Here is a 20,600-nt window from a genome sequence, read left to right as displayed (position 1 = left end):
GGGGCCTGCCGCCCAGCCTCCTTGGCCTTGTTGCGGGCGGTCGCCGCAGCCTTGAACCACCTGGCACAGACATGGACCTTCATCTCGCCGGCAAGCCGGTCATCGTGACCGGCGGCGGCGCCGGCATCGGCGCGGCTATTTCTCGGGCGCTGGCACAGGAAGGCGCCGTTCCGGTCATCTTCGGCCGCGCGCCGCTGGCCCCGGACTTCGACGCCGAGCTGCGCGCGCTGCAGCCAGACTTTTCCTTTCATCAGGTCGAGTTGACCGACGAGGCCGCTTGCACACGGGCCGTGGCCGATGCGGTGGCCCGCCATGGCGGCATCTCAGGCCTGGTCAACAACGCCGGGGTCAACGACCACGTCGGCCTCGAAGCCGGTCGTGAGGCCTTCCTGGGCTCGATCGACCGCAACCTGACCCATGTCTACGTGATGGCCCACCTGTGCCTGCCGCATCTGCGGGCCAGCCACGGCGCCATCGTCAACATCGGCTCCAAGACCTCGCTGACCGGCCAGGGCGACACCAGCGGCTACACCGCCTCCAAGGGCGCGATGCTGGGCCTGACGCGCGAATGGGCCGTGGCACTGCGCGGTGACGCCATCCGCGTCAACGCGGTGGTCGTCGCCGAGGTGCTCACGCCGATGTACGAGCGAGAACTCGCCAAGATGCCCGATCCGCAGGCCACGCGCCAGGCGATCGAGCGCCGCATCCCGCTGGGCCAGCGTTTCACGACCGCACAGGAGATCGCCGACACCGTCGTCTTCCTGCTGTCGGACCGCGCCTCGCACACCACCGGCCAGTGGCTGCTGGTCGACGGCGGCTACACCCACCTGGACCGGGCGCTCGACGGTCCGGCCCAACGCACCTGAGCCTTCAAGGCCCGATCCCTCTTTCCGACTTCCGCAGGAGTTTCGACATGACTGGACGACTGGCCGGCAAGACCGCGCTGCTCACCGCCGCCGGGCAAGGCATCGGCCGAGCCACCGCGCTGGCCTTTGCCCGCGAGGGCGCGCAGGTGATCGCCACCGACATCAACGCCGGCCTGCTGGAGCGGCTCGCCGCCGACGCCGCAGGCTTGGGCGCTCCGGTTCGCACGCAGGTGCTGGACGTGCGCAACGCCGATGCGATCAGCGCGCTGGCCGCGCAGGTCGGCGCCGTCGACGTGCTCTTCAACGCCGCCGGCTATGTGCACGCCGGGAGCATCCTCGATTGCGACGAGGCGGCCTTCGACTTCTCCTTCGACCTCAACGTGCGCGCCATGTACCGCATGATGCGGGCGCATGTGCCGGCCATGCTGGCGCAGGGCAGGGGCTCGATCATCAACGTGGCCTCGGTCGCATCAAGCATCAAGGGCGCGCCGGGCCGCTTCGTCTACGGCGCGACCAAGGCAGCGGTGATCGGCATGACCAAGGCCGTCGCGGCCGACTACGTGGGCAAGGGCGTGCGCTGCAACGCGATCTGCCCGGGCACGGTCGAGTCGCCGTCGCTGCGCGAGCGCATCCAGAGCCAGGCCGCGGCCAGCGGCAAGTCCGAGGCCGAGGTCGAGGCGATGTTCGTCTCGCGCCAGCCCATGGGCCGGCTCGGCACCGCCGAGGAGATCGCCCTGCTGGCGGTCTACCTCGCCAGCGACGAGGCCGCCTTCACCACTGGCACCGTGCACGTCATCGACGGCGGCTGGTCCAACTGATTCCTTCACTTTCCCGTTCCGAAAGAACCGCGCCATGAAGCTGTTGCGCCTGGGCCCCAAGGGCCATGAGAAGCCCGCCATCCTCGACGCCGCCGGCCGGCCGCGTGACCTGTCCGGCCTGCTGGGCGACATCACGGCCCGCACGCTGACGCCCGAAGGCCAGGCCGCCTTGCGGGCGGTCGACCCCGAGCGTTTGCCGCTGCTGGACGCGAACCAGCGCATCGGCCTGCCGTGGACCGGCTGCGGCAAGTTCCTGTGCGTCGGCCTGAACTACGCCGACCACGCCGCCGAATCCGGCGTTGCGGTGCCGGCCGAGCCGGTGCTGTTCACCAAGCACACCTGCACGATGGTCGGTGCGTACGACCCGGTCGTGCTGCCGCAGGGCTCGGTCAAGTCCGACTGGGAGGTCGAACTCGGCGTGGTGATCGGCAAGACCGCCCGCTACGTCAGCCAGGACGACGCGCTGTCCCATGTCGCCGGCTACTGCGTCGTCAACGACGTGTCCGAGCGCGAATACCAGCTCGAACGCAGCGGCACCTGGGACAAGGGCAAGGGCTGCGACACCTTCGGCCCGGTCGGCCCCTGGCTGGTCACGGCCGACGAGATCGCCGACCCGCAGCAGCTCGACATGTGGCTGGACGTCAGCGGCGTGCGGCGCCAGACCGGCAACACGCGGACCATGGTCTTCGGGGTGGCTCATCTGGTGAGCTACATCAGCCGCTTCATGACGCTTTACCCGGGCGACCTGATCACCACCGGCACACCGCCCGGCGTGGGCATGGGCATCAAGCCGAGCGCCGTGTACCTGCAGCCGGGCGACACCATGCGCCTGGGCATCGCAGGCCTGGGCGAGCAGCAGCAGACGGTGCATGCCTGGAACCCGGCGCTGATTGACGGTTGATCCACGATCCGGCGACAAGCAGACAGGAGCACGTTCCATGCGTCACGACCCGAGCCAGACCGATCCGGCCATCCGCATCCATCCCGCCGATGACGTCGCCATTGCGCGCCGCCAGCTGCTGTCCGGCACCCGGCTGGAGAGCCTGGGCGTGACCGTGGTCGGCCTGGTCCCGCCCGGCCACAAGATCGCATTGCGCGACCTGAGCGAGGGCACACCGGTGCGGCGCTACAACCAGGTCATCGGCCACACCAGCGCGGCCGTGGCGGCCGGCCAGCATGTGCACAGCCACAACCTGCGCTATGCCGAATTTGCTCGCAGCCACGAGGTCGGCGTCGATGCGCGTCACCCGGCCGCACCGGCCGAGCCGGCCACCTTCGAGGGCATCGTGCGGGCCGATGGCCGCGTGGCGACGCGCAACTACATCGGCATCCTGACGTCGGTGAACTGTTCAGCCACCGCCGCCCGCGCGATCGCCGACCACTTCCGGCGCGACGTGCATCCCGAGGCGCTGGCGCCCTATCCCAACGTCGACGGCGTGGTCGCCCTGACCCATGGCGCTGGCTGCGCCACGGCCAGTGAAGGCGAGCCCATCACGGTGCTGCGGCGCACGCTGGGCGGTTATGCGCGCCATGCCAACTTCGCGGCCGTGCTGATCGTCGGCCTGGGATGCGAGACCAACCAGATCCAGGGTCTGGTGGCGCAGGAGGCGCTGGAGGAGGGCACCCGGCTGGTCACCTTCACGATCCAGGACAGCGGCGGCACGGCCAAGACGGTGGCGCGCGGCATCGAGGCGGTGCAGCGCCTACTGGTCGAGGCCAACCGCGTGCAGCGCCAGACGGTGTCGGCCCGCCACCTCGTGGTCGGCTTGCAATGTGGCGGCTCGGACGGCTATTCCGGCATCAGCGCCAACCCGGCGCTGGGCGCGGCGGTCGACCGGCTGGTCGCGCACGGCGGCAGCGCCATCCTGTCGGAGACGCCCGAGATCTACGGTGGCGAGCACCTGCTGCTGCGCCGCGCGGTCTCGCAAGGCGTGGCCGACAAGCTGATCGCTCGCATCCGCTGGTGGGAGGACTACACCGCGCGCAACCAGATGCAGATGGACAACAACCCGTCGTCGGGCAACAAGGCTGGCGGGCTGACGACCATCCTGGAGAAGTCGCTCGGTGCCATCGCCAAGAGCGGCACGACCGCGCTGGTCGATGTGCTCGAGTACGCCGAGCCGGTGCCAGCCGGCACGCACGGCCTGCTCTACATGGACACGCCCGGCTACGACCCGGTCTCCGCGACCGGCCAGGTGGCGGGCGGCGCCAACCTGATCTGCTTCACCACCGGTCGTGGCTCGGCCTACGGCTGTGCGCCGTCACCGTCGCTGAAGCTGTCGACTAACACGGCGCTGTGGCAACGCCAGCAGGAAGACATCGACCTCGACTGCGGCCCGATCGTCGACGGCCTCGCCACCATCGACGAGATCGGCGAACAGATCTTCCGCCAGATGCTGCGCACCGCCTCGGGCGAGCGCACGGCCAGCGAGCGGCATGGCTACGGGCAGAACGAGTTCGTGCCGTGGCAGCTTGGGGCGGTCATGTGAGGTCGGTGCTCGCCGACAGGATGGCGGCGATGTCCTGCCGGTCCCCGAGCAGGCGCACGACGTCCAGATGGTCCGTGGCCTCGAAGTAGAACCACTGGACAGGGAAATCGCTCACGCGCCACGAACGCATGTCGGGGATGTCGCACAGCTGCCCGAGCCGGGGCGACCCCATGGCCGGCATGCGCTCGATCGCTTCGAGCGCGGCCACGGCGGCGTCGAACACGCGCTCCCCCAAGGCGATGCCGCCTTCTCGCGCGTAGTGCCTCGCCAGCTCCACCAGATCCTCCTCGGCGCGTGGCCGCAGCAAGGCTCGCTTCAACGCAGGTCGCCCAGGGCACGCTTTTTCAGGTCGGCGGCCCGTTCGGATGTGAGAGCGGCACCTGGGCCGGACTCGAGGCCTTCGGTGATCAGTTCGCGCAGCCGTTTCCGGGCCTGGTCCTCCTGATCGCGGCGGATCAGTTCGCGCAGGTATTCGCTGGTGTTGCCGTACTGCCCGGAGCGCACCCGCTGATCGACATAGCTGCGCATGGCCTCTGGGAGGGCAAAGCTCATGGTGTTGGTGCTCATGGCTGGATCTTCCTGCGGGCTATCAATGGTTGTCAATGAGTGTGCTGACTCGGCAGGCCTGGTTGGCTTCCTACAATCCCGCCCGTCCCTGACCCTCACCCGGCGCCGGCCAGCGCCCATCTCCACCATGCAACTCATCCCCTCCGCCTTCAAGGCCTACGACATTCGCGGCATCGTGGGCCAGGCCCTCGACGAGAACTTTGCCGAACACCTTGGGCGGGCCTTTGGCAGTGCAGCGGTGCTGGCGGGGGAGAAGGCCGTGGCCGTCGGGCGGGACGGGCGCGTGTCGGGGCCCGCGCTGTCGGCGGCGCTGATGCGCGGGCTGGCGTCGACCGGGCTGGACGTGGTGGACCTGGGCGCCGTCACCACGCCGATGCTGTATTACGTGGCCGCGACACGCGGGGCGCACGGCTGCCGCAGCGGCATCCAGGTCACCGGCAGCCACAACCCGAAGGACTGGAACGGCTTCAAGATGGTGCTGGCGGGCGTGGCGATCCACGGCGAGACCATCCAGGACCTGCGCCTGCGCATGGAGGCCGAGGACTATGTGCAGGCCCCGGGCGGCCGGATCGCCGCCATGGACATCGTGCCGGAGTACACCCACCGCATCACCGGCGACTGCCGGCTGGCGCGGCCGATGAAGATCGTCGTCGACTCGGGCAATGGCATCCCGGGGGCGACGTCGCCGGCCATCTTGCGGGCGCTCGGCTGCGAGGTGATCGATCTCTACAGCCGCGTCGACGGCAACTTTCCCAACCACCATCCGGACCCATCCAAGCTGGAGAACCTCGCCGATCTGGTCAAGGTTGTGCACGCGACCGAGGCCGAGCTGGGTCTGGCCTTCGACGGCGACGGCGACCGGCTCGGGCTGGTCACGCGGGACGGCGAGGTGATCTACCCGGATCGCCAGATGCTGCTGTTCGCCCGCGACATCCTGGCGCGCCAGCCGGGCGCCACCATCCTGTTCGACGTCAAGTGCTCGCAGCGCCTGCCGGCCGGCATCCTCGAAGCCGGCGGCGTGCCGATGATGTGGAAGACCGGCCATTCGCTGGTCAAGGCCAAGCTGCGCGAGACCGGTGCACCGCTGGCCGGCGAGATGAGTGGCCACATCTTCTTCGGCGAGCGCTGGTACGGCTTCGACGACGCGATGTACACCGCCGGCCGCCTGCTGGAGATCCTGTCACGCGTGGACGATCCCAGCGCCGTCCTCAAGGCCTTGCCGACCAGCTTCAGCACGCCGGAGCTGAACGTCGCGGTGCCGGGTGGCAACCAGCACGAGATCGTCGCCCAGCTGGTTGCGCAAGCCGATTTCCCGGGCGCGACGATCGGCACCATCGACGGCCTGCGCGGCGATTACCCGGACGGCTTTGGCCTGATCCGCGCGTCCAACACCACGCCGGTGCTGGTGCTGCGCTTCGAGGGCCACACCGAGGGGGCGCTGCACCGCATCCAGGCCGATTTCATGGCCGCGCTGCGCCGCGTCATGCCCGGCGCCGAGGTCCAGCAGGCGGCGCATTGACGGTGGCTCATTCCGTGAGCCCCCTGCGTGCCGCCCTGGCGCGCGGGGCCTACGCCACGCTGATGCGCCTGCTGACGCCGCTGCTGATCGGCCGGCTCTGGCTGCGTGCACGACGTGAACCGCTGTACGGCCATGCGGTGGCCGAACGCCTGGGCCTGGGTGCGGCGACGCCGCCCGGCGCGCTGTGGCTGCACGCCGTGTCGCTGGGCGAAACCCGCGCGGCCGAGCCCCTGATCCAGGCCCTGCGTGCCGCGCATCCGGGCCTGCGCCTGCTGCTGACCAGCGGCACGGCCACGGGCCGCGAGACGGCCACCGGCTTGCTGCGCGACGGCGATGCGCAGCGCTGGCTGCCCATCGACACACCGGGCGCCGTGCGGCGCTTCCTGCAGCGTCACCGGCCGGCCATCGGCGTGCTGATGGAGACCGAGGTCTGGCCGGTGCTGCAGCACGAGGCCGCACGAGCCGGCGTGCCGATGGTGATTGCCAATGCCCGTCTGTCCGAACGCAGCTTGCAGAAGGCCCATCGGCTGGATGCGCTGATGCGCCCGGCGGTCGCGACGCTTGCCGTCGCGCTGGCGCAGACCGAGGCCGACGCGCAGCGCCTGCGCGTGGCGGGCGCGCCGCAGGTGCAGGTCAGCGGCAACCTGAAGTTCGATCTGGTGCCGGAGCCGGCCTTGCTGGCCCGCGGCCACGGTTGGCGAGGGGCTTCGGCCGGTCGGCCAGTCGTGCTGGCCGCGAGCTGGCGCGAAGGCGAGGACGAGCCGCTGCTGTCGGCCTGGGTCGCGGCCATGGCACGTTGGCAGGGCGATGCGGCGCGCCGTCCGCGCCTGCTGCTGGTGCCGCGTCACCCGCAACGCTTCGACGAGGTCGCGGCGATGGTGCAGGCTCACGGGCTGAGCCTGTCACGCCGCAGCGGCTGGGGTGAAGAACTGGCATCGCCAGCGGATCCGGGTGCGGCAGGCGCCGACGTCTGGCTGGGCGACTCGATGCGCGAGATGCCGGCCTACTACGCGCTGGCCGACGTGGCCCTGCTGGGCGGCAGCTTTGCGCCGTTGGGCGGGCAGAACCTGATCGAGGCGGCGGCCTGCGGCTGTCCGGTGGTGATGGGGCCGCACACCTTCAACTTCGCCGAGGCCGCCGCGCTGGCCGAGCAGGCGCTGGCGGCGCAGCGGGTCACGGATCTTGTCGAGGCTGTGCAGGCGGCCGTCGCGCTGGTCGATGACAGCAGGCGCCGCACGGAGATGGTGACGGCGTCGAAGGCCTATGCGGCCCTGCATCAGGGCGCTGCCCGGCGCATGGCAGAGGCCGTGATGCAGGTGCTGGCATCGACCCGGTTGGGGTGACCGACGGACGCTGGTCCCGCCGCCTTACTTCTTGAGCAAGGCGTTGACGGCGTCGAGGTCAGGCACGGCCAGCACGCCAGCCGCCTGGCGCAGGCGAAGGCCGTTGACCAGCACGTCGTAGCGCGCCTTGGCGAGGTCACGCTGGGTGGAGAAGAGCTGCGTCTGCGCGTTCAGCACGTCGAGGTTGACGCGCACGCCGACGCGGTAGCCCGTCTGCGTCGCCTCCAGCGCCAGCTTGGACGAGGACTCCGCCGCTTCGAGCGCCTTGACCTGGGCCTGGCCGGACTGCACGCCGAAGTAGACCTGGCGGGTTGCCTGGGCCACGGCACGGCGGGCGTTGTCGAGGTCGTTGCGCGACTTCTCTTCGAGCGCCACGGCCTCCTTGACCTGGTTGTCGACCGCGCCGCCGGTGTAGAGCGGCATCTTGAAGGTCAGGCCGACCTTGGCGTTCTTGGTGAAGCCGGTGCCGCCCGACGAGGTCGCAGCGACGCCCGAGTTGTGCGACAGCCCTGCGCTGCCTTCGAGGTCCAGCGTGGGACGGTCGCCGGCATCCGTGCGCCGCGTCTCCAGCTTGGCGATCTCGTAGGCGGTGCGCGCCTTGCGCACGTTCGGTGCCTCGGCCGCCTTGCCGACCCAGGACTCGACCTCGTCGGCCGGCAAGCTGGGCAGGGCCACCGGCTGCTCCAGCGGGGCCGGCTCGGTGCCGGGCTTGCCGATCAGCTGATCGAGCGCGATCTTCTTGCTGCGCAGATCGTTGTCGGCGGCGATCTCCTGCGCGGTCGACAGGTCGAAGCGGGCCTGGGCCTCGCGGGTGTCGGTGATGGTGGCGTTGCCGACTTCGAAGTTGCGGCGAGCCGATGCCAGCTGCTCGCTGATTGCCTTCTTGCCGGCCTGTGCGGTCGCCAGCGCGTCCTGTGCGGCCAGCACATCGAAGTAGGCCTGGGTGACACGCACGATCAGGTCCTGTTCGGCGGTGGCCAGGTCGGCATCGATCAGCTCCAGCGACTTGCGGGCCTTGTCCACCGCCGCCGAGCTGGCGTGGTTCCACAGCGGCTGCACCGCGCTGACGCCGACGTTGGCATTGTTCAGGCCGCGCATGCCGCCCAGCGGCGTGTCGGTCTGCGTGCGCGAGACGCCGCTGACCAGGCCGACGGTGGGTCGCAGCAGCGCCTCGGCCTGCTCGGCCCGCGCCCGACTGGCCTCGGCCTGCGACAGGGCGGCCAAGTAGCCGGCGTCGTAGCCGCGCGCGATGTCGTAAAGCTCGCGCAGGCTCTGCGCGCTGGCCGGCGTGGCGATCAGGCCGAAGCCCAGCGCCTGCATGGCCACCAGGGCCAGCAGGGCGGGGCGGGGCAAACGCGGCAGACCGAACGGACGGGACAGGCGGGACTGGAGCAGGCGGCGGGGCATGACGGTCATCGGGGATCCTCGGATGTGCCGGAGGTGGGCCTCAAGCAGGGCGGACGGCAGGGCGGATGGCAGGACAAGGTGCAAGCCGTGTCGCGCTCAGTAGCGCGGCACGGATGGATCGACCAGGTGGGACCAGGCATCGATGCCACCCATGATGTTATACACATGGGGGTACCCTTGCCGGTCCAGGAACATCGCCACCTGCAGGCTGCGCATGCCGTGATGGCAGAGCGCCAGGATGGGCTCGTCGCGGGGCAGTTCGGCCAGGCGCGACGGGATCTCCTGCATGGGAATGGCCAGCGTCGCCAGGCTGGGCTCGTTCAGGCTGGCGGTGGCGCATTCCCAGGGTTCGCGCACGTCCAGCAGGACGGGCTGGCGGCCTTCGGCGCGCCATTGCGCCAGCTGGGGGCCGATCTGCGCGACGGTCAGTTGCTGCATCGAGGGTTCCGCTGCGGGTTCAGAAGCTGAAGCGGGTCGGCTCGCCGAAACCGTCCAGGCGCGGCGCGACCACGTCGAACAGCGTCTCGGTGCGCCAGGCGGCGTCTGCGCTGCGCACGATGCGCACGGCCCGCATCATCGGCAGCTGGCCGACGATGGCGATGAGCCGGCCGCCGACCTTGAGCTGCTGGAGCAGGGTCTGCGGCACCTCGGCGACCGAGCCCGACAGCAGGATCGCGTCCCAGGGGCCGGCCACGGCGGTGACGTCGCTGCCATCGGCGTGGCGAACCTCGACGTTCATGATCTTGGCGTTGCGCAGGTTCTCGCGGGCCATCGCCACCAGCTCGGGGCGGGTTTCCAGGCTGACGACCTGCTGGGCCTTGTGCGACAGCAGTGCGGCCATGAAGCCGCTGCCCGCGCCGACCTCGAGCACCTTCTCGTGGCGGTGCGGCGCGAGGTCCTGCAGCAGGCGGGCCTCGACGCGCGGGGCCAGCATCACCTGGCCGGCCGGCAGCGGCACTTCCAGGTCCATGAAGGCGACGCTGCGGTGGGCGGCGGGCAGGAAGTCCTCGCGCTTGACCACGGCCAGCAGCGACAGCACCGAGCTGTCCAGCACGTCCCAGGGACGGATCTGCTGCTCGATCATGTTGAAGCGGGCTTGTTCGACGTTCATGGTGTTCTGGCCTTCCGGTGGCGGACGCGGCGATCGATCAAGGATCGCGCGGTGGGGTTGAGGGTCAACCCGCGATTCTAGGTTTGGGCCTTCGACGCGGCTGACGTCACGGAGGCAACGTCGCCAGCCTGTTGCAGGCCGCGCAGCAACAACGCGAAGTGGGCCCGGATGAAGTCGATTGGCTGACCCATGTCGCTGACCGCCTCGCAGGCGCCGAGCGAGTGCCGGTGCACACACAGCATGATCATCGGCAGCAGCAGCGAGTGCACGGCAGCGGGCACGTCGACGGCACGGAACTCGCCAGAGGCGATGCCGCGCCGGATCACCTGGTCCATCAGCCGGTGACCAGGCTCGACCACCTCGCGGTTGTAGAACTGGGCGATGTCGGGGAAGTTGCGGACCTCGGTGATGATCAGCTTGAACACGCCCGAGGCATCGCTGCCGATGACCTGGGCCCACCAGGGCGCGATCACCTCCGTCAGCAGCTCGGACGTGTTGCCGCTGTGGGCGGCGACGGTCTCGAAGGCCTCGGCGATCGGCGTGGACAGGCGGCTGCGGATGACTTCCTTGAGCAGCTCTTCCTTGCTGGCGTAGTACAGGTAGAGCGTGCCCTTGGAGACCCCGGCGCGGCGCGCGACCTCGTCGATGCGGGTGGCGGCATAGCCCTTCTCGACGAACAGCGACAGCGCGGCATCGAGCAACTCGTCGGGCCGTTCGGCCTTGCGACGCTGGTGCGCGGGGGCCGCAGCGTCGGCGGGATCGGCCGGGTCGGCGGTGGCGTTCAGGGGTGGGGTCACGGGCGTGGCAGGCGAGACGGACCAAGAGCGGTCGCGTGAGTTAATGACTGACTGGTCAGTAATGTAGGAAAACAAACCGAAGCGGTCAAGCCGGGCGCCTTAGCGCACGCCGCGCCGACGGGCCATTTCTTCGCCCATGGCATGCAGCGCGGTGGCATCGAGCATCGGCTGGGTCAGCGGGTAGGCGTGTGCTTCTTCGGCGACGATGTGGGCGCGGTAGAGGGCGCAGTAGCCCTCGACATCCGGCAGGCCGGCCGCTGGCGCATGGCCCTCGGTCACGGCAACCAGCAGCGGACGCAGGTCACGCCACAGCTGGTCCATGCGCCGATGCTCGCCGCGCAGGCGTTCAGCCAGCGCGGCATGGCCGCTGGCGACCAGGCGGGGCAAGACGTGGCGTTCCTCGTCCTCGTGGTGATGCGGTGCGGCCAGGTCGAAGTAGCGCAGCAGGTCGCCTGCAGCGGAACGGGCGTTGGTGTCGGCGCCGTGGCGGGCGACATGCGCGCTCAGGCGTTCGAGCAGGCCGAGCATGCGCTCGACCCGCTCGTGGCAGCTGGTCAGCATCTCGAAGGGGCTGTCATAGCCAGCGGCGGGACTGGCATGCAGGCTGGCGGGCACGGTGCTCATCGGCGGTCTCCAAGCGGGCGAGCGGCCCGGGCGCGAGAGTCGCTGGGCGCTTCTGGGGTCCAGGCTCTCGGGGCCCGGATCAGGGTGCACGGTACCCCGTCTTCAGCCGGCGGCCCGCAGCCTGTTCAACGGTCGGGCGCCCACCGGGGTGGACGCGATCGGCGCGCTGAACGTGTCCGGTGCGTGACCGATGACACCGCGCAGCCAGCCCGCCGGGTCATGGCGTCGCGCGATGCTGAACATCGTCACCAGCACGGCCAGCGCCGCCAGCCCGCAGATCGCCTTGCCCAGCCAGCTGCGCGCGCGCCGGAGTGCGAAGGTGCCCAGCACGATGTAGGCGACCAGCAGCAAGAGCTTGACGCCGAGCCAGTGCTGCACCAGCGGGTTCAGGCCCAGGCCGACCCACAGCGTTGCGCCGGCCGTCAGCAACAGGGTGTCGATCACCATGCTGGTGTGGCGCCAGTGGTTGGCCATCGGCCAGCGCGCGCCAGCCAGGGTGGCCAGCCAGCGCACGCTGAACACGCCGACGCTGGCGTAGACCAGGCCGATGTGGGCCTGCCGGAGGCCGGGGTAGACGACGCCGAACAGGCTGTCGAGGCTCGCCATCGGGCTCACTCGATCGGCGTCAGCTTGGCGACCGACAGGGCCAGCCACTTGGCGCCGTGGCGGCCGAAGTTGACCTGCGCGCGGGCATCGGTGCCGCTGCCTTCAAGGGTCAGGATCACGCCCTCGCCGAACTTGTTGTGGAAAACGCTCTGGCCCTGACGCAGGCCGTGGCCGTTGTCCTTGGCTGCGGCTTGTCGCATCGCGGCTGGCACCGGCGCCGCCCACGAGGGTGGCGGGGCCGGTGGCGGGCTCCAGCCGGCGTGGCGGCCGGCGCCGACCATCGAGCCCATTCCGCTGCCGCGTTGCCAGGCTTGCTGGTAGCTGGTCTCGAAGCCCGAGCCGAAGCCCTGGTTCTTCGGGCTGATCCACTTCAGCGCGGTCTCGGGCAGTTCCTCGATGAAGCGGCTCTTGATGTGGTAGCGCGTCTGGCCATGCAGCATGCGGGTCTGGCTGAAGCTCAGGTAGAGGCGCTGGCGGGCCCGCGTGATGGCCACATACATCAGCCGACGTTCCTCCTCCAGCCCGTCGGCCCCTTGCGCGCTGACGCTGGTCAGCGAGTTCTCATGCGGGAACAGGCCTTCCTCCAGCCCGGTGATGAAGACGGCGTCGAACTCCAGGCCCTTGGCCGCGTGGACCGTCATCAGCTGGACCGCGTCCTGGCCGGCCTGGGCCTGGTTGTCGCCCGCCTCCAGCGCGGCATGGGTCAGGAAGGCGGCCAGTGGCGACAGGATCTCGCCGGTTTCGGCGTCCGGCAGCAGGTCGACCCGGGCGACGGCCTCGGGCTCGCCCGGCAATGGCGCGGCGATGGTGCCCGGCGCGGTCTCGTCGACCGGCAGGGCGATGACGTCCTTGCCGAAGCCTTCCTGGGTCACGAAGGCCTCGGCGGCCGTGACCAGTTCCTCCAGGTTCTCGATCCGGTCCTGGCCTTCCTTCTCGGTGCGGTAGAAGGTAACGAGGCCGCTGGCGTCGAGCATGCGTTCGATGATCTCGCGCAGCGTCGCGCCCCGGGTGCGCTCGCGCAGATCGTCGATCAGGCGCTGGAAGCTGGCCAGCTTGGCCCCTGCCGCGCCGCCGACCGCGCCGACGCTCTGGTTCAGGCTGCGGCCGCTGCTGCGCGCCGCGTCCTGCAGCTGTTCGACGCTGCGCGCGCCGATGCCACGGGCCGGGAAGTTGACGACGCGCAGGAAGCTGGTGTCGTCGTTGGGGTTCTCGATCAGGCGCAGGTAGGCCAGCGCATGCTTGATCTCGGCCCGTTCAAAAAAGCGCAAGCCGCCGTAGACGCGGTAGGGCACGCCGGCATTGAACAGCGCCGACTCGATCACCCGCGACTGCGCATTGCTGCGGTAGAGCACCGCGACCTCGCTGCGGGCGGTGCCGCTGCGGTGCAGCTGCTGTGCCTCGTCGAGCAGCCACTGCGCCTCGGCGTAGTCGCTGGTGGCCTCATAGACACGGATCGGCTCGCCGGGGCCTGCCTCGGTGTGCAGGTTCTTGCCCAGCCGGCGGCTGTTATGGGCGATCAGCGCATTGGCCGAATCGAGGATGTTGCCGAAGCTGCGGTAGTTGCGTTCGAGCTTGATCAGGTGGCGCACGCGGTACTCGCGCTCGAAGTCGCTCATGTTGCCGACCTGGGCGCCGCGGAAGGCGTAGATGCTCTGGTCGTCGTCGCCGACCGCGAACAGTGCCGCGCTGTGTGCGCCGTCGGGCGGGCCGGCCAGCATCTTCAGCCACAGGTACTGCAGCCGGTTGGTGTCCTGGAACTCGTCGACGAGGATGTGCTGGAAGCGGCGCTGGTAGTGCTCGCGAATCTCCGGGTGATCACGCAGCAGCTCGTAGCTGCGCAGCATCAGCTCGGCGAAATCGACCACGCCCTCGCGCTGGCACTGGTCCTCATAGGCCTGGTAGATCTCCACCAGCGTGCGGGCCTGGCCGTCGTGCTGGGGCAGGTCGTGCGGCCGTTTGCCCTCTTCCTTGGCGCCGGCGATCGCCCAGGTCATCTGCTTGGGAACGAAGCGTTCCTCGTCCAGCTTGAGGGCCTTGATGACGCGCTTGACGGCCGACAGCGTGTCGCCGCTGTCCAGGATCTGGAAGGTCTGCGGCAGGTTGGCGATCTTCCAGTGGGCCCGCAGGAAGCGGTTGCACAGGCCGTGGAAGGTCCCGATCCACATGCCGCGCACGTTGTAGGGCAGCATGGTCGACAGGCGCGTGACCATCTCCTTGGCGGCCTTGTTGGTGAAGGTCACCGCCATCAGCCCGCCCGGGCCGACCTGGCCGGTTTGAAGCAGCCACGCGATGCGGGTGGTCAGCACCCGGGTCTTGCCCGAGCCGGCACCGGCCAGGATCAGCGCCGGTTCGGGAGGCAGCGTCACCGCCGCCAGTTGCTCCGGGTTGAGGTTGGCGAGCAGGCTCGGAGGGACGGCGGGGTAGGACGGCTGACCATTCATCCGGGCATTCTATTTTTGTGGCCATACTGCACTGCAGCATCGCGCCCATCCTGGGCGCAGGAAGGTGCCGATGAACGGTTTCCGCAAGCCAGTCCGACTGAGCCTGGCCCTGCAGGGCGGCGGCGCCCACGGGGCCTACACCTGGGGCGTGCTGGATGCCCTGTTGGCCGATGGGCGCTGGGCCTTCGACGCCGTCAGCGGCAGCAGCGCGGGGGCGCTCAACGCCATCGTGCTCGCCGACGGGCTGGCGCGTGGCGGTGGCGACCCGGACGTTGCCCGCGCCGCGCTGGCCGCGTTCTGGGCCGAGGTCGGCACGGTCCTGCCCTTCGAGTGGTTTGCCGGTGGTGACCCGGACCAGCCGGGCCTCGCGCCGATGGCCCGCGTCGCCCTGCAGTGGACCCAGCTGCTGTCGCCCTACCAGCTCAACCCGCTGGGCCTGAACCCGCTGCGCGAGCTGCTGCTGCGCTGTGTCGACTTCGAGCGCCTGCGCGCGGCCAGCCCGCTGCGCCTGCACATCGCGGCGACCTCGGCACGCACCGGCGCCTTGCGGCTGTTCCGCGAACATGAGCTGACGGTCGACATGGCCATGGCCTCGGCCTGCCTGCCGACGCTGCACCACGCGGTCGAGGTCGACGGCGAGGCCTGGTGGGACGGCGGCTACAGCGCCAACCCGGCGTTGTCGCCACTGGTCGAGCCGTCGCCGGACGGCCGTCCGCAGGCCGATGACCTGTTGATCGTCATGCTCAGCCCGCTGGCCTATGCCGCACCAGGGGCCAAGGCGCCGACCAGCGTGGCCGAGATCCGCGCCCGCGCTGCCGAGATCGCTTTCAACGCAACCTTCCGTTGCGAGGCCGCCCAGCTGGGCGCGGCCTGCGATGCCGCCGCGGCCGAAAGCTGGCTGGCGGCCCGTCTGGCCGGGCCTCGCCAGCGTCGTCTGTGCCGGCTGCGCTGGCACCTGATCGATGCCCAGGACGCGCTCGCTCCGCTGGCCAGCGAAACCAAGTTGCTGGCGCACCGCCCGTTTCTGGAAAAACTTCACGGCCTTGGCCATGCGCGTGCTCAGCTGTGGCAAGAGGGCGACGCGGCCCGAGTCGGCAAATCATCGACGGTTCACCTGCCCACCTGGTTCGCCTGAATCGGGGATAGGTCGGCGACGGCCTGCTGGCTATTCTGGTTTCGCGTCCTTCTCGCCAGCTTCAGGGGACGCCAGCGCCCGCTGTCCGGCGCGACCCGACCCGTCCCAGCGCTCATGACGTCCACGACTTCCGCTCCCGTTGCCGCCACGCCCGACATCACCGCCACGGTGATTCAGCCCGATCAGGCGCTGCTGCTCAAGGCCTGGCAGGCGCTGCGCGCGCCGGGTCAACCGGTCGACCCTTCCGCCTTCGAAGGCCACCGCTGGTCGGCCATGGCCGGCCACTGGCTGCTGTTGCGCCGCGAAGGCTCGACCGACCTGCGCGTGCGCCGCCAGGGCCTTGTGCATCTGGCCCAGACCGAACAGGAACTGGCCGGCAAGCTGCTGTCGAGCTGGCAGGGCGCCGAGGCCTTGCTGACGGCCTCGCTGGAGGTGCTCGACAGCCGCCGGCCGCGTTGCCGCATCGAATGGGCCCAGCCCGGTCAGGCGGTCCTGAGCTGGCGCGAGCTGCTGCTGCCCTTGCGGGACGCGCAAGGCCGCGAATGGCTGCTGATCGACCGGCGGGTCCATGAGTGGCGTCACCAGCATGTCGATCATGTGCTGCAAGCCAGCCCGGTGGCGATGCTCGGTTTGCGGGCCCTGCTGGACGAACGCCAGGTCGTGCGCGACTGGCGCATCACGCTGGCCAACCCGGCCCTGGGCCGACTGCTCGACATCGACGTGTCGACGCTGCCGGGCCGCACCGTGGCCAGCGCCTTGCCGCAGTGGGCCAAGCTCGATCTGGCGGCCGAATGTGTCGCCACCCTGCACGGCGGCTCGACGCGTGAACTGCAACGCCTGCTGGGTGACGACCGTGCGGCGCTGCGCCCGCTGGCCATCCACGTCTCGCCCTTGTCCGACGGCGTGGTGCTGAGCCTGTCCGACCCGACCCTGGCACGCGCCCCCACCACCGGCGTGCAACGCCTGGGCGGCACCGATGCCACCACCGGCCTGTCCGACCGCCAGGGCTTCGACGAGCGCCTGCGCGCCGAGGCCCTGTGTGCCCGCCGCGCCGGGGACAACCTCAGCCTGGTGCTGGCCGAGATCGACCACTTCCCGGCCTATATGCAGGCCAAGGGCAGCCGCGCCAGCGAGACCGCTGTGCGGCGCATCGCCCGCCTGCTGGCCGGCGCCTGCGAGCGCGAGAACGACCTGGTCGCGCGCATCGGCATCCAGTCCTACGCGATGTTGCTGCCCTCGACCGACCTGCGCGGTGCCAGCGAGGTGCTGGCCCGGCTGCGCCGCGCGCTCCAGCGCGCCGCCGCGACGGCCGGTGACGAGGCCGGCGGCCTGACGCTCAGCCTGGGTCTGGCCGGCTTTCGGCGCAACTTCGACGAGATCGACCTGGTCGACCGTGCCGAGCAAGCGCTGATCGAGGCCCGCCTTTCCGGTGGCGACCAGTTGGTGGTCGACGTCAGCTCGCACCCCGGCGCGTCGCTCGACGCCGAAGGCCAGGAAGAGGCCGGCGAGTCGACCTCGCTGTCGGGCATGGAGACGCATCACATGGAATGGACCGACTCCACCATGAGCGATCTCGGCACGCTGGGCACCGAGGTGATGTCGCGTTTCGACATGTCCGACCTGATGGATGCCCATCCGGCCACGATTCCCGACGGCCTGCATGAGCTGCGTCATCCCGATCGCAACGAGCCATCGCCCGGGGCCCTCAAGGGACAGATCGCCGGCCCGCTGACCGGTCAGCGCCGCGACCTGCCGCTGGACCTGTCGATGGACCTGCCACGCAACAGCGGCTGGGCCGGCCTGCAGGCGCCGCGCTCACGCCCCCGCCATCACTGAGGTCGCCGCACCGGTCGTCGTCGAACCGTCGACCGGTGCGTAAAATCAATCACCGGGCCCAAATTCTGAGCCCGGTTCTTCTTGCCCCCCACCGCCCTTGCTGGCGGCCCTCGGAGGGCGAGGACCGGTCCCAGGTCAAGCGCTCGCAGCCTTGCGGCGGCACTGCAACAACGCCGCTGCGAATCCACGCTGCGCCCCATGCGCGATGACGACGCTCATCGCGCCATCCCGGTGCGGCGTGACCTGACGAGAGCCTTTTGCCATGGAAATCTTCGACTACGACAACGTCCTGCTGCTGCCACGCCAATGCCGCGTGGAAAGCCGCAGCGAGTGCGATCCCTCGATCGAGTTCGGCGGCCGCCGCTTCAAGCTGCCGGTCGTGCCGGCCAACATGAAGACCGTGCTGGACGAGCGCATCGCGCGCTGGCTGGCCGACAACGGCTACTTCTACGTGATGCACCGCTTCGACCTCGATGCCGTCGCCTTTGCCCGCGACATGCGCGAGGCTGGCCTGTTCGTCTCGATCAGCTCGGGCGTCAAGGAGGCTGACTACGCGGTGATCGACCGCCTGGCCACCAGCGGCGTCGGCGCCGACTACATCACCATCGACATCGCCCACGGCCATGCCGAGAGCGTGCGCCGCATGATCGGCCACATCAAGACGCGTCTGCCGGATGCCTTCGTGATCGCCGGCAACGTGGGCACGCCTGAGGCCGTCATCGACCTTGAGGCCTGGGGCGCCGACGCGACCAAGGTCGGTATCGGCCCGGGCAAGGTCTGCATCACCCGCCTCAAGACCGGCTTCGGGACCGGCGGCTGGCAGCTCAGCGCGCTGAAGTGGTGTGCCCGCGTGGCCACCAAGCCCATCATTGCCGACGGCGGCATCCGCCACCACGGCGACATCGCCAAGAGCGTGCGTTTTGGCGCCGCGATGGTGATGGTCGGCTCGCTGTTCGCCGGCCACGAGGAATCGCCCGGTGCCACCGTCGAGGTCGACGGCAAGCTCTACAAGGAGTACTACGGCTCGGCCAGCGACTTCAACAAGGGCGAGTACAAACACGTCGAAGGCAAGCGCATCCTCGAACCCGTCAAGGGCAAGCTCGCCGACACGCTGCGCGAGATGCAAGAAGACCTGCAAAGCTCGATCAGCTACGCCGGTGGCAAGGTGCTCGGCGACCTGCGCCGCGTCAACTACGTGATCCTCGGCGGCGAAAACGCCGGTGAGCATCTGCTGATGTGACCCCTTGCTGCGCCCGATAGAGCCGCTCAGCCTCGATCAGCGCATGCCAGCCGGCGCCGGGCCGCCCCAAGGCGGCTGGCACCCCCTCGGGGGGTGGTTCCGATCCGCCTGAGCCTGCCCCTTGCCGCGCCCGATTGAGTCGCGCGACCTCGATCAGCGCATGCCAGCCGGCGCCGGGCCGCCCCAAGGCGGCTGGCACCCCCCCGGGGGGTGGTTCCGGTACACCGGAACCGGGGGCTCACTCAATATGCGTTGCGGTCGAAGAAGGCCAGAAACGCCGTCCTCACGATGATCCGCAGGTCCAGCGCGAGGCTCCAGTTGCGCAGGTACTCCAGGTCCAGGCGAACCCGTTCGGCCATCTTGTCGGTCGTGTCGGTCTCGCCCCGGCTGCCGTTGACCTGGGCCCAGCCGGTGATGCCCGGGCGGACCTTGTGGCGGACCATGTAGGACTTGATCAGCTCGCGGTACTGCTGGTTGTGGGCCAGCGCATGCGGGCGCGGGCCGACGATGCTCATGCGGCCCTGCAGCACGTTGATGAACTGCGGCAACTCGTCCAGCGAGGTGCGACGCAGGAAGCGTCCGAAGGGCGTGATGCGCGCGTCGTTGCGGGTGGCCTGACGCACCACCGCGCCGTTGTCCATCGTCGTCATCGAGCGGAACTTGTAGATCACGATCTCGCGCCCATCCAGGCCGTGCCGGCGCTGCTTGAAGATCACCGGGCCGGGTGAACTGAGCTTGATGCCGAGCGCGACGCTCAGCATGATCGGCGCGATCAGCAGCAGGATCAGCGCCGACAGCACGATGTCGCTGGCGCGCTTGAGCAAGGCATTGGTGCCGATGAAGGGGCTCTCCAGCAGGCCCACCACCGGCACGCCGTCGATGTTGCGCACGCGCCCTTGGATGACCTGCACGCGCATCACGTCCGGCACGAAGTAGACCGTGCAGGCGGCGTCCTGCAGCGCGCTGACCAGCTGCGTGATGCGCGGCTGCGCGCCCAGAGGCAGCGTGATGTAGGCATCGCGCACGCCATGGCGGGTGATGACTTCGCGGATCTCCGCGAGCTTGCCCTTGATCTCGCTGGCGCGGGCGCCGGGCACCCGGTCCAAGTCGCGGTCCTCGATGAAGCCGACGAAGTCGTAGCCCACCGCCGCCCGTTCACGCAGCACCTCGGCCATGCGCTGGCCGATGTCGCCAGCGCCGATCACCAGCGCCGCGCGCCGCAGGGCGGGGTTGCGGGCCATGTGGCGCAACAGGGCATGGCCGGTCAAGGCCAGGCCGAAATGCAGCAGCGGCGCGGCGACCAGCCAGGCGGCCAGCACCTCGGGCGTGTAGAACTTGATCGAGTCGGTGGCGAAGCCCACCAGCGCGAGCACGCTGCAGACCACCAGCCAGGACGACACGATGCCGCTCAGCGCGACCCAGGGCGTGGCATGAAAGCGGTTGGTGCCGGGAAAGGTCAGCACCAGCACGCCCAGGCTGAGGAGTTGCGTGGCGCGGTCGATCGGCTCGTCGACCAGCGTGGTGATGAGCAACAGCGCCAGCACCGACAGCAGCGGTTCGGCGATGCCGGCGACGAAGCTGGTGATGGACTGCGGCGGCGTCGGCGCGAAGCCGTAGGGGCTGCGCGTGATCTGACCGGTTTGACGGGGCGGCGGCATCTGCACCACCTGCGCGCCGCCCGAGTCGCCGGCAGGCGTCGCCATCGCATCGGCGGTGTCGGCGGAAGCGGTCATGTCAGGGGAGTCCCTCATGGACAGGGCGGATGGAGAGGCGGTTTCGCCAGAAGGCATAAGCAGGATTC

Annotated in this window: 19 protein-coding genes; 9 read left to right on the top strand and 10 right to left on the bottom strand. The window is 69.8% G+C overall.

Features of this window, described 5'->3' with window-relative positions; translation table 11 throughout:
* Positions 1–71: 71 nt before the first annotated feature.
* The 4 genes from EV685_RS08820 to EV685_RS08805 are packed head-to-tail and all read left to right on the top strand — an operon-like array spanning position 72 to position 4,173.
* Positions 72–866: an SDR family oxidoreductase gene (locus EV685_RS08820; protein WP_130481606.1), complete on the top strand. Its 795-nt coding sequence runs from the start codon at positions 72–74 to the stop codon at positions 864–866.
* A gap of 47 nt (positions 867–913) precedes the next feature.
* Positions 914–1,684 carry an SDR family oxidoreductase gene (locus tag EV685_RS08815; protein WP_130481605.1) on the top strand — a complete coding sequence of 257 codons (771 nt, stop codon included), beginning with the start codon at positions 914–916 and terminating at the stop codon, positions 1,682–1,684.
* Between the two features lie 34 nt (positions 1,685–1,718).
* Positions 1,719–2,585, top strand: coding sequence for a fumarylacetoacetate hydrolase family protein (locus EV685_RS08810; RefSeq protein WP_130481604.1), 867 nt, complete (start codon positions 1,719–1,721; stop codon positions 2,583–2,585).
* Between the two features lie 37 nt (positions 2,586–2,622).
* Positions 2,623–4,173: a UxaA family hydrolase gene (locus EV685_RS08805; RefSeq protein ID WP_130481603.1), complete on the top strand. Its 1,551-nt coding sequence runs from the start codon at positions 2,623–2,625 to the stop codon at positions 4,171–4,173.
* Here EV685_RS08805 and EV685_RS08800 read toward each other — a convergent pair.
* Positions 4,166–4,480, bottom strand: coding sequence for a type II toxin-antitoxin system RelE/ParE family toxin (locus EV685_RS08800; RefSeq protein WP_242615490.1), 315 nt, complete (start codon positions 4,478–4,480; stop codon positions 4,166–4,168). The genes EV685_RS08805 and EV685_RS08800 overlap by 8 nt on opposite strands.
* Before the next feature lie 8 nt (positions 4,481–4,488).
* Complete coding sequence (locus EV685_RS08795) at positions 4,489–4,740, bottom strand: type II toxin-antitoxin system ParD family antitoxin (RefSeq protein WP_130481602.1); 252 nt, start codon at positions 4,738–4,740, stop codon at positions 4,489–4,491.
* A 127-nt stretch (positions 4,741–4,867) separates the two neighbouring features.
* Between EV685_RS08795 and EV685_RS08790 the strand changes: the two genes are divergently transcribed.
* Both EV685_RS08790 and EV685_RS08785 read left to right on the top strand, forming a co-directional pair.
* Complete coding sequence (locus EV685_RS08790; protein WP_130481601.1) at positions 4,868–6,259, top strand: phosphomannomutase/phosphoglucomutase; 1,392 nt, start codon at positions 4,868–4,870, stop codon at positions 6,257–6,259.
* 62 nt (positions 6,260–6,321) lie between these two features.
* The gene (locus EV685_RS08785; RefSeq protein ID WP_130481731.1) at positions 6,322–7,602 is read left to right on the top strand and encodes a 3-deoxy-D-manno-octulosonic acid transferase; all 1,281 of its coding nucleotides are present in this window, start codon (positions 6,322–6,324) and stop codon (positions 7,600–7,602) included.
* Between the two features lie 24 nt (positions 7,603–7,626).
* On the opposite strand, the gene EV685_RS08780 is transcribed toward EV685_RS08785, so the two are convergent.
* From EV685_RS08780 to EV685_RS08750, 7 genes are all read right to left on the bottom strand, one after another.
* Positions 7,627–9,018 carry a TolC family outer membrane protein gene (locus EV685_RS08780; RefSeq protein WP_338054439.1) on the bottom strand — a complete coding sequence of 464 codons (1,392 nt, stop codon included), beginning with the start codon at positions 9,016–9,018 and terminating at the stop codon, positions 7,627–7,629.
* An 87-nt stretch (positions 9,019–9,105) separates the two neighbouring features.
* Positions 9,106–9,447 carry a rhodanese-like domain-containing protein gene (locus EV685_RS08775; protein ID WP_130481600.1) on the bottom strand — a complete coding sequence of 114 codons (342 nt, stop codon included), beginning with the start codon at positions 9,445–9,447 and terminating at the stop codon, positions 9,106–9,108.
* Between the two features lie 19 nt (positions 9,448–9,466).
* Positions 9,467–10,120, bottom strand: coding sequence for a protein-L-isoaspartate O-methyltransferase family protein (locus tag EV685_RS08770; protein ID WP_130481599.1), 654 nt, complete (start codon positions 10,118–10,120; stop codon positions 9,467–9,469).
* A 77-nt stretch (positions 10,121–10,197) separates the two neighbouring features.
* Complete coding sequence (locus EV685_RS08765) at positions 10,198–10,917, bottom strand: TetR/AcrR family transcriptional regulator (protein WP_242615488.1); 720 nt, start codon at positions 10,915–10,917, stop codon at positions 10,198–10,200.
* A gap of 99 nt (positions 10,918–11,016) precedes the next feature.
* A complete protein-coding gene (locus tag EV685_RS08760) occupies positions 11,017–11,541 on the bottom strand; it encodes a hemerythrin domain-containing protein (protein ID WP_130481598.1) in 525 nt (174 codons plus the stop codon).
* 102 nt (positions 11,542–11,643) lie between these two features.
* Positions 11,644–12,147: a SirB2 family protein gene (locus EV685_RS08755; protein WP_130481597.1), complete on the bottom strand. Its 504-nt coding sequence runs from the start codon at positions 12,145–12,147 to the stop codon at positions 11,644–11,646.
* Between the two features lie 5 nt (positions 12,148–12,152).
* Complete coding sequence (locus tag EV685_RS08750; RefSeq protein WP_130481596.1) at positions 12,153–14,588, bottom strand: UvrD-helicase domain-containing protein; 2,436 nt, start codon at positions 14,586–14,588, stop codon at positions 12,153–12,155.
* Between the two features lie 70 nt (positions 14,589–14,658).
* Here EV685_RS08750 and EV685_RS08745 point away from each other — a divergent pair, with 70 nt between their 5' ends.
* The 3 genes from EV685_RS08745 (at position 14,659) to EV685_RS08735 (ending at position 18,799) form a co-directional block, all read left to right on the top strand.
* Entirely contained in the window at positions 14,659–15,723 is a 1,065-nt protein-coding gene (locus EV685_RS08745; protein WP_130481595.1) for a patatin-like phospholipase family protein, read from the top strand.
* A gap of 114 nt (positions 15,724–15,837) precedes the next feature.
* On the top strand, positions 15,838–17,559 hold the full coding sequence (locus tag EV685_RS08740) for a diguanylate cyclase domain-containing protein (protein ID WP_130481594.1): 1,722 nt from the start codon (positions 15,838–15,840) through the stop codon (positions 17,557–17,559).
* A gap of 262 nt (positions 17,560–17,821) precedes the next feature.
* Positions 17,822–18,799 carry a GMP reductase gene (locus tag EV685_RS08735; RefSeq protein WP_130481593.1) on the top strand — a complete coding sequence of 326 codons (978 nt, stop codon included), beginning with the start codon at positions 17,822–17,824 and terminating at the stop codon, positions 18,797–18,799.
* Positions 18,800–19,041: 242 nt separating this feature from the next.
* Here EV685_RS08735 and EV685_RS08730 read toward each other — a convergent pair whose 3' ends face one another.
* Positions 19,042–20,532, bottom strand: a complete 1,491-nt coding sequence (locus EV685_RS08730; protein ID WP_130481592.1) for an undecaprenyl-phosphate glucose phosphotransferase — start codon at positions 20,530–20,532, stop codon at positions 19,042–19,044.
* Positions 20,533–20,600: the final 68 nt, after the last annotated feature.

This window comes from Sphaerotilus mobilis (assembly GCF_004216565.1).
In the GTDB taxonomy this organism is placed as follows: Bacteria; Pseudomonadota; Gammaproteobacteria; order Burkholderiales; family Burkholderiaceae_C; genus Sphaerotilus; species Sphaerotilus mobilis.
Note: the sequence above shows the minus strand (reverse complement) of the source record. Positions and strands in the feature narration are given on the sequence as shown.

Coding starts and splice junctions, on each gene's coding strand:
- EV685_RS08820 (WP_130481606.1), top strand. CDS start 72: ATGGACCTTCATCTCGCCGGCAAGCCGGTCATCGTGACCGGCGGCGGC.
- EV685_RS08815 (WP_130481605.1), top strand. CDS start 914: ATGACTGGACGACTGGCCGGCAAGACCGCGCTGCTCACCGCCGCCGGG.
- EV685_RS08810 (WP_130481604.1), top strand. CDS start 1,719: ATGAAGCTGTTGCGCCTGGGCCCCAAGGGCCATGAGAAGCCCGCCATC.
- EV685_RS08805 (WP_130481603.1), top strand. CDS start 2,623: ATGCGTCACGACCCGAGCCAGACCGATCCGGCCATCCGCATCCATCCC.
- EV685_RS08795 (WP_130481602.1), bottom strand. CDS start 4,740: ATGAGCACCAACACCATGAGCTTTGCCCTCCCAGAGGCCATGCGCAGC.
- EV685_RS08790 (WP_130481601.1), top strand. CDS start 4,868: ATGCAACTCATCCCCTCCGCCTTCAAGGCCTACGACATTCGCGGCATC.
- EV685_RS08785 (WP_130481731.1), top strand. CDS start 6,322: ATGCGCCTGCTGACGCCGCTGCTGATCGGCCGGCTCTGGCTGCGTGCA.
- EV685_RS08780 (WP_338054439.1), bottom strand. CDS start 9,018: ATGACCGTCATGCCCCGCCGCCTGCTCCAGTCCCGCCTGTCCCGTCCG.
- EV685_RS08775 (WP_130481600.1), bottom strand. CDS start 9,447: ATGCAGCAACTGACCGTCGCGCAGATCGGCCCCCAGCTGGCGCAATGG.
- EV685_RS08770 (WP_130481599.1), bottom strand. CDS start 10,120: ATGAACGTCGAACAAGCCCGCTTCAACATGATCGAGCAGCAGATCCGT.
- EV685_RS08760 (WP_130481598.1), bottom strand. CDS start 11,541: ATGAGCACCGTGCCCGCCAGCCTGCATGCCAGTCCCGCCGCTGGCTAT.
- EV685_RS08755 (WP_130481597.1), bottom strand. CDS start 12,147: ATGGCGAGCCTCGACAGCCTGTTCGGCGTCGTCTACCCCGGCCTCCGG.
- EV685_RS08750 (WP_130481596.1), bottom strand. CDS start 14,588: ATGAATGGTCAGCCGTCCTACCCCGCCGTCCCTCCGAGCCTGCTCGCC.
- EV685_RS08745 (WP_130481595.1), top strand. CDS start 14,659: ATGAACGGTTTCCGCAAGCCAGTCCGACTGAGCCTGGCCCTGCAGGGC.
- EV685_RS08740 (WP_130481594.1), top strand. CDS start 15,838: ATGACGTCCACGACTTCCGCTCCCGTTGCCGCCACGCCCGACATCACC.
- EV685_RS08735 (WP_130481593.1), top strand. CDS start 17,822: ATGGAAATCTTCGACTACGACAACGTCCTGCTGCTGCCACGCCAATGC.
- EV685_RS08730 (WP_130481592.1), bottom strand. CDS start 20,532: ATGACCGCTTCCGCCGACACCGCCGATGCGATGGCGACGCCTGCCGGC.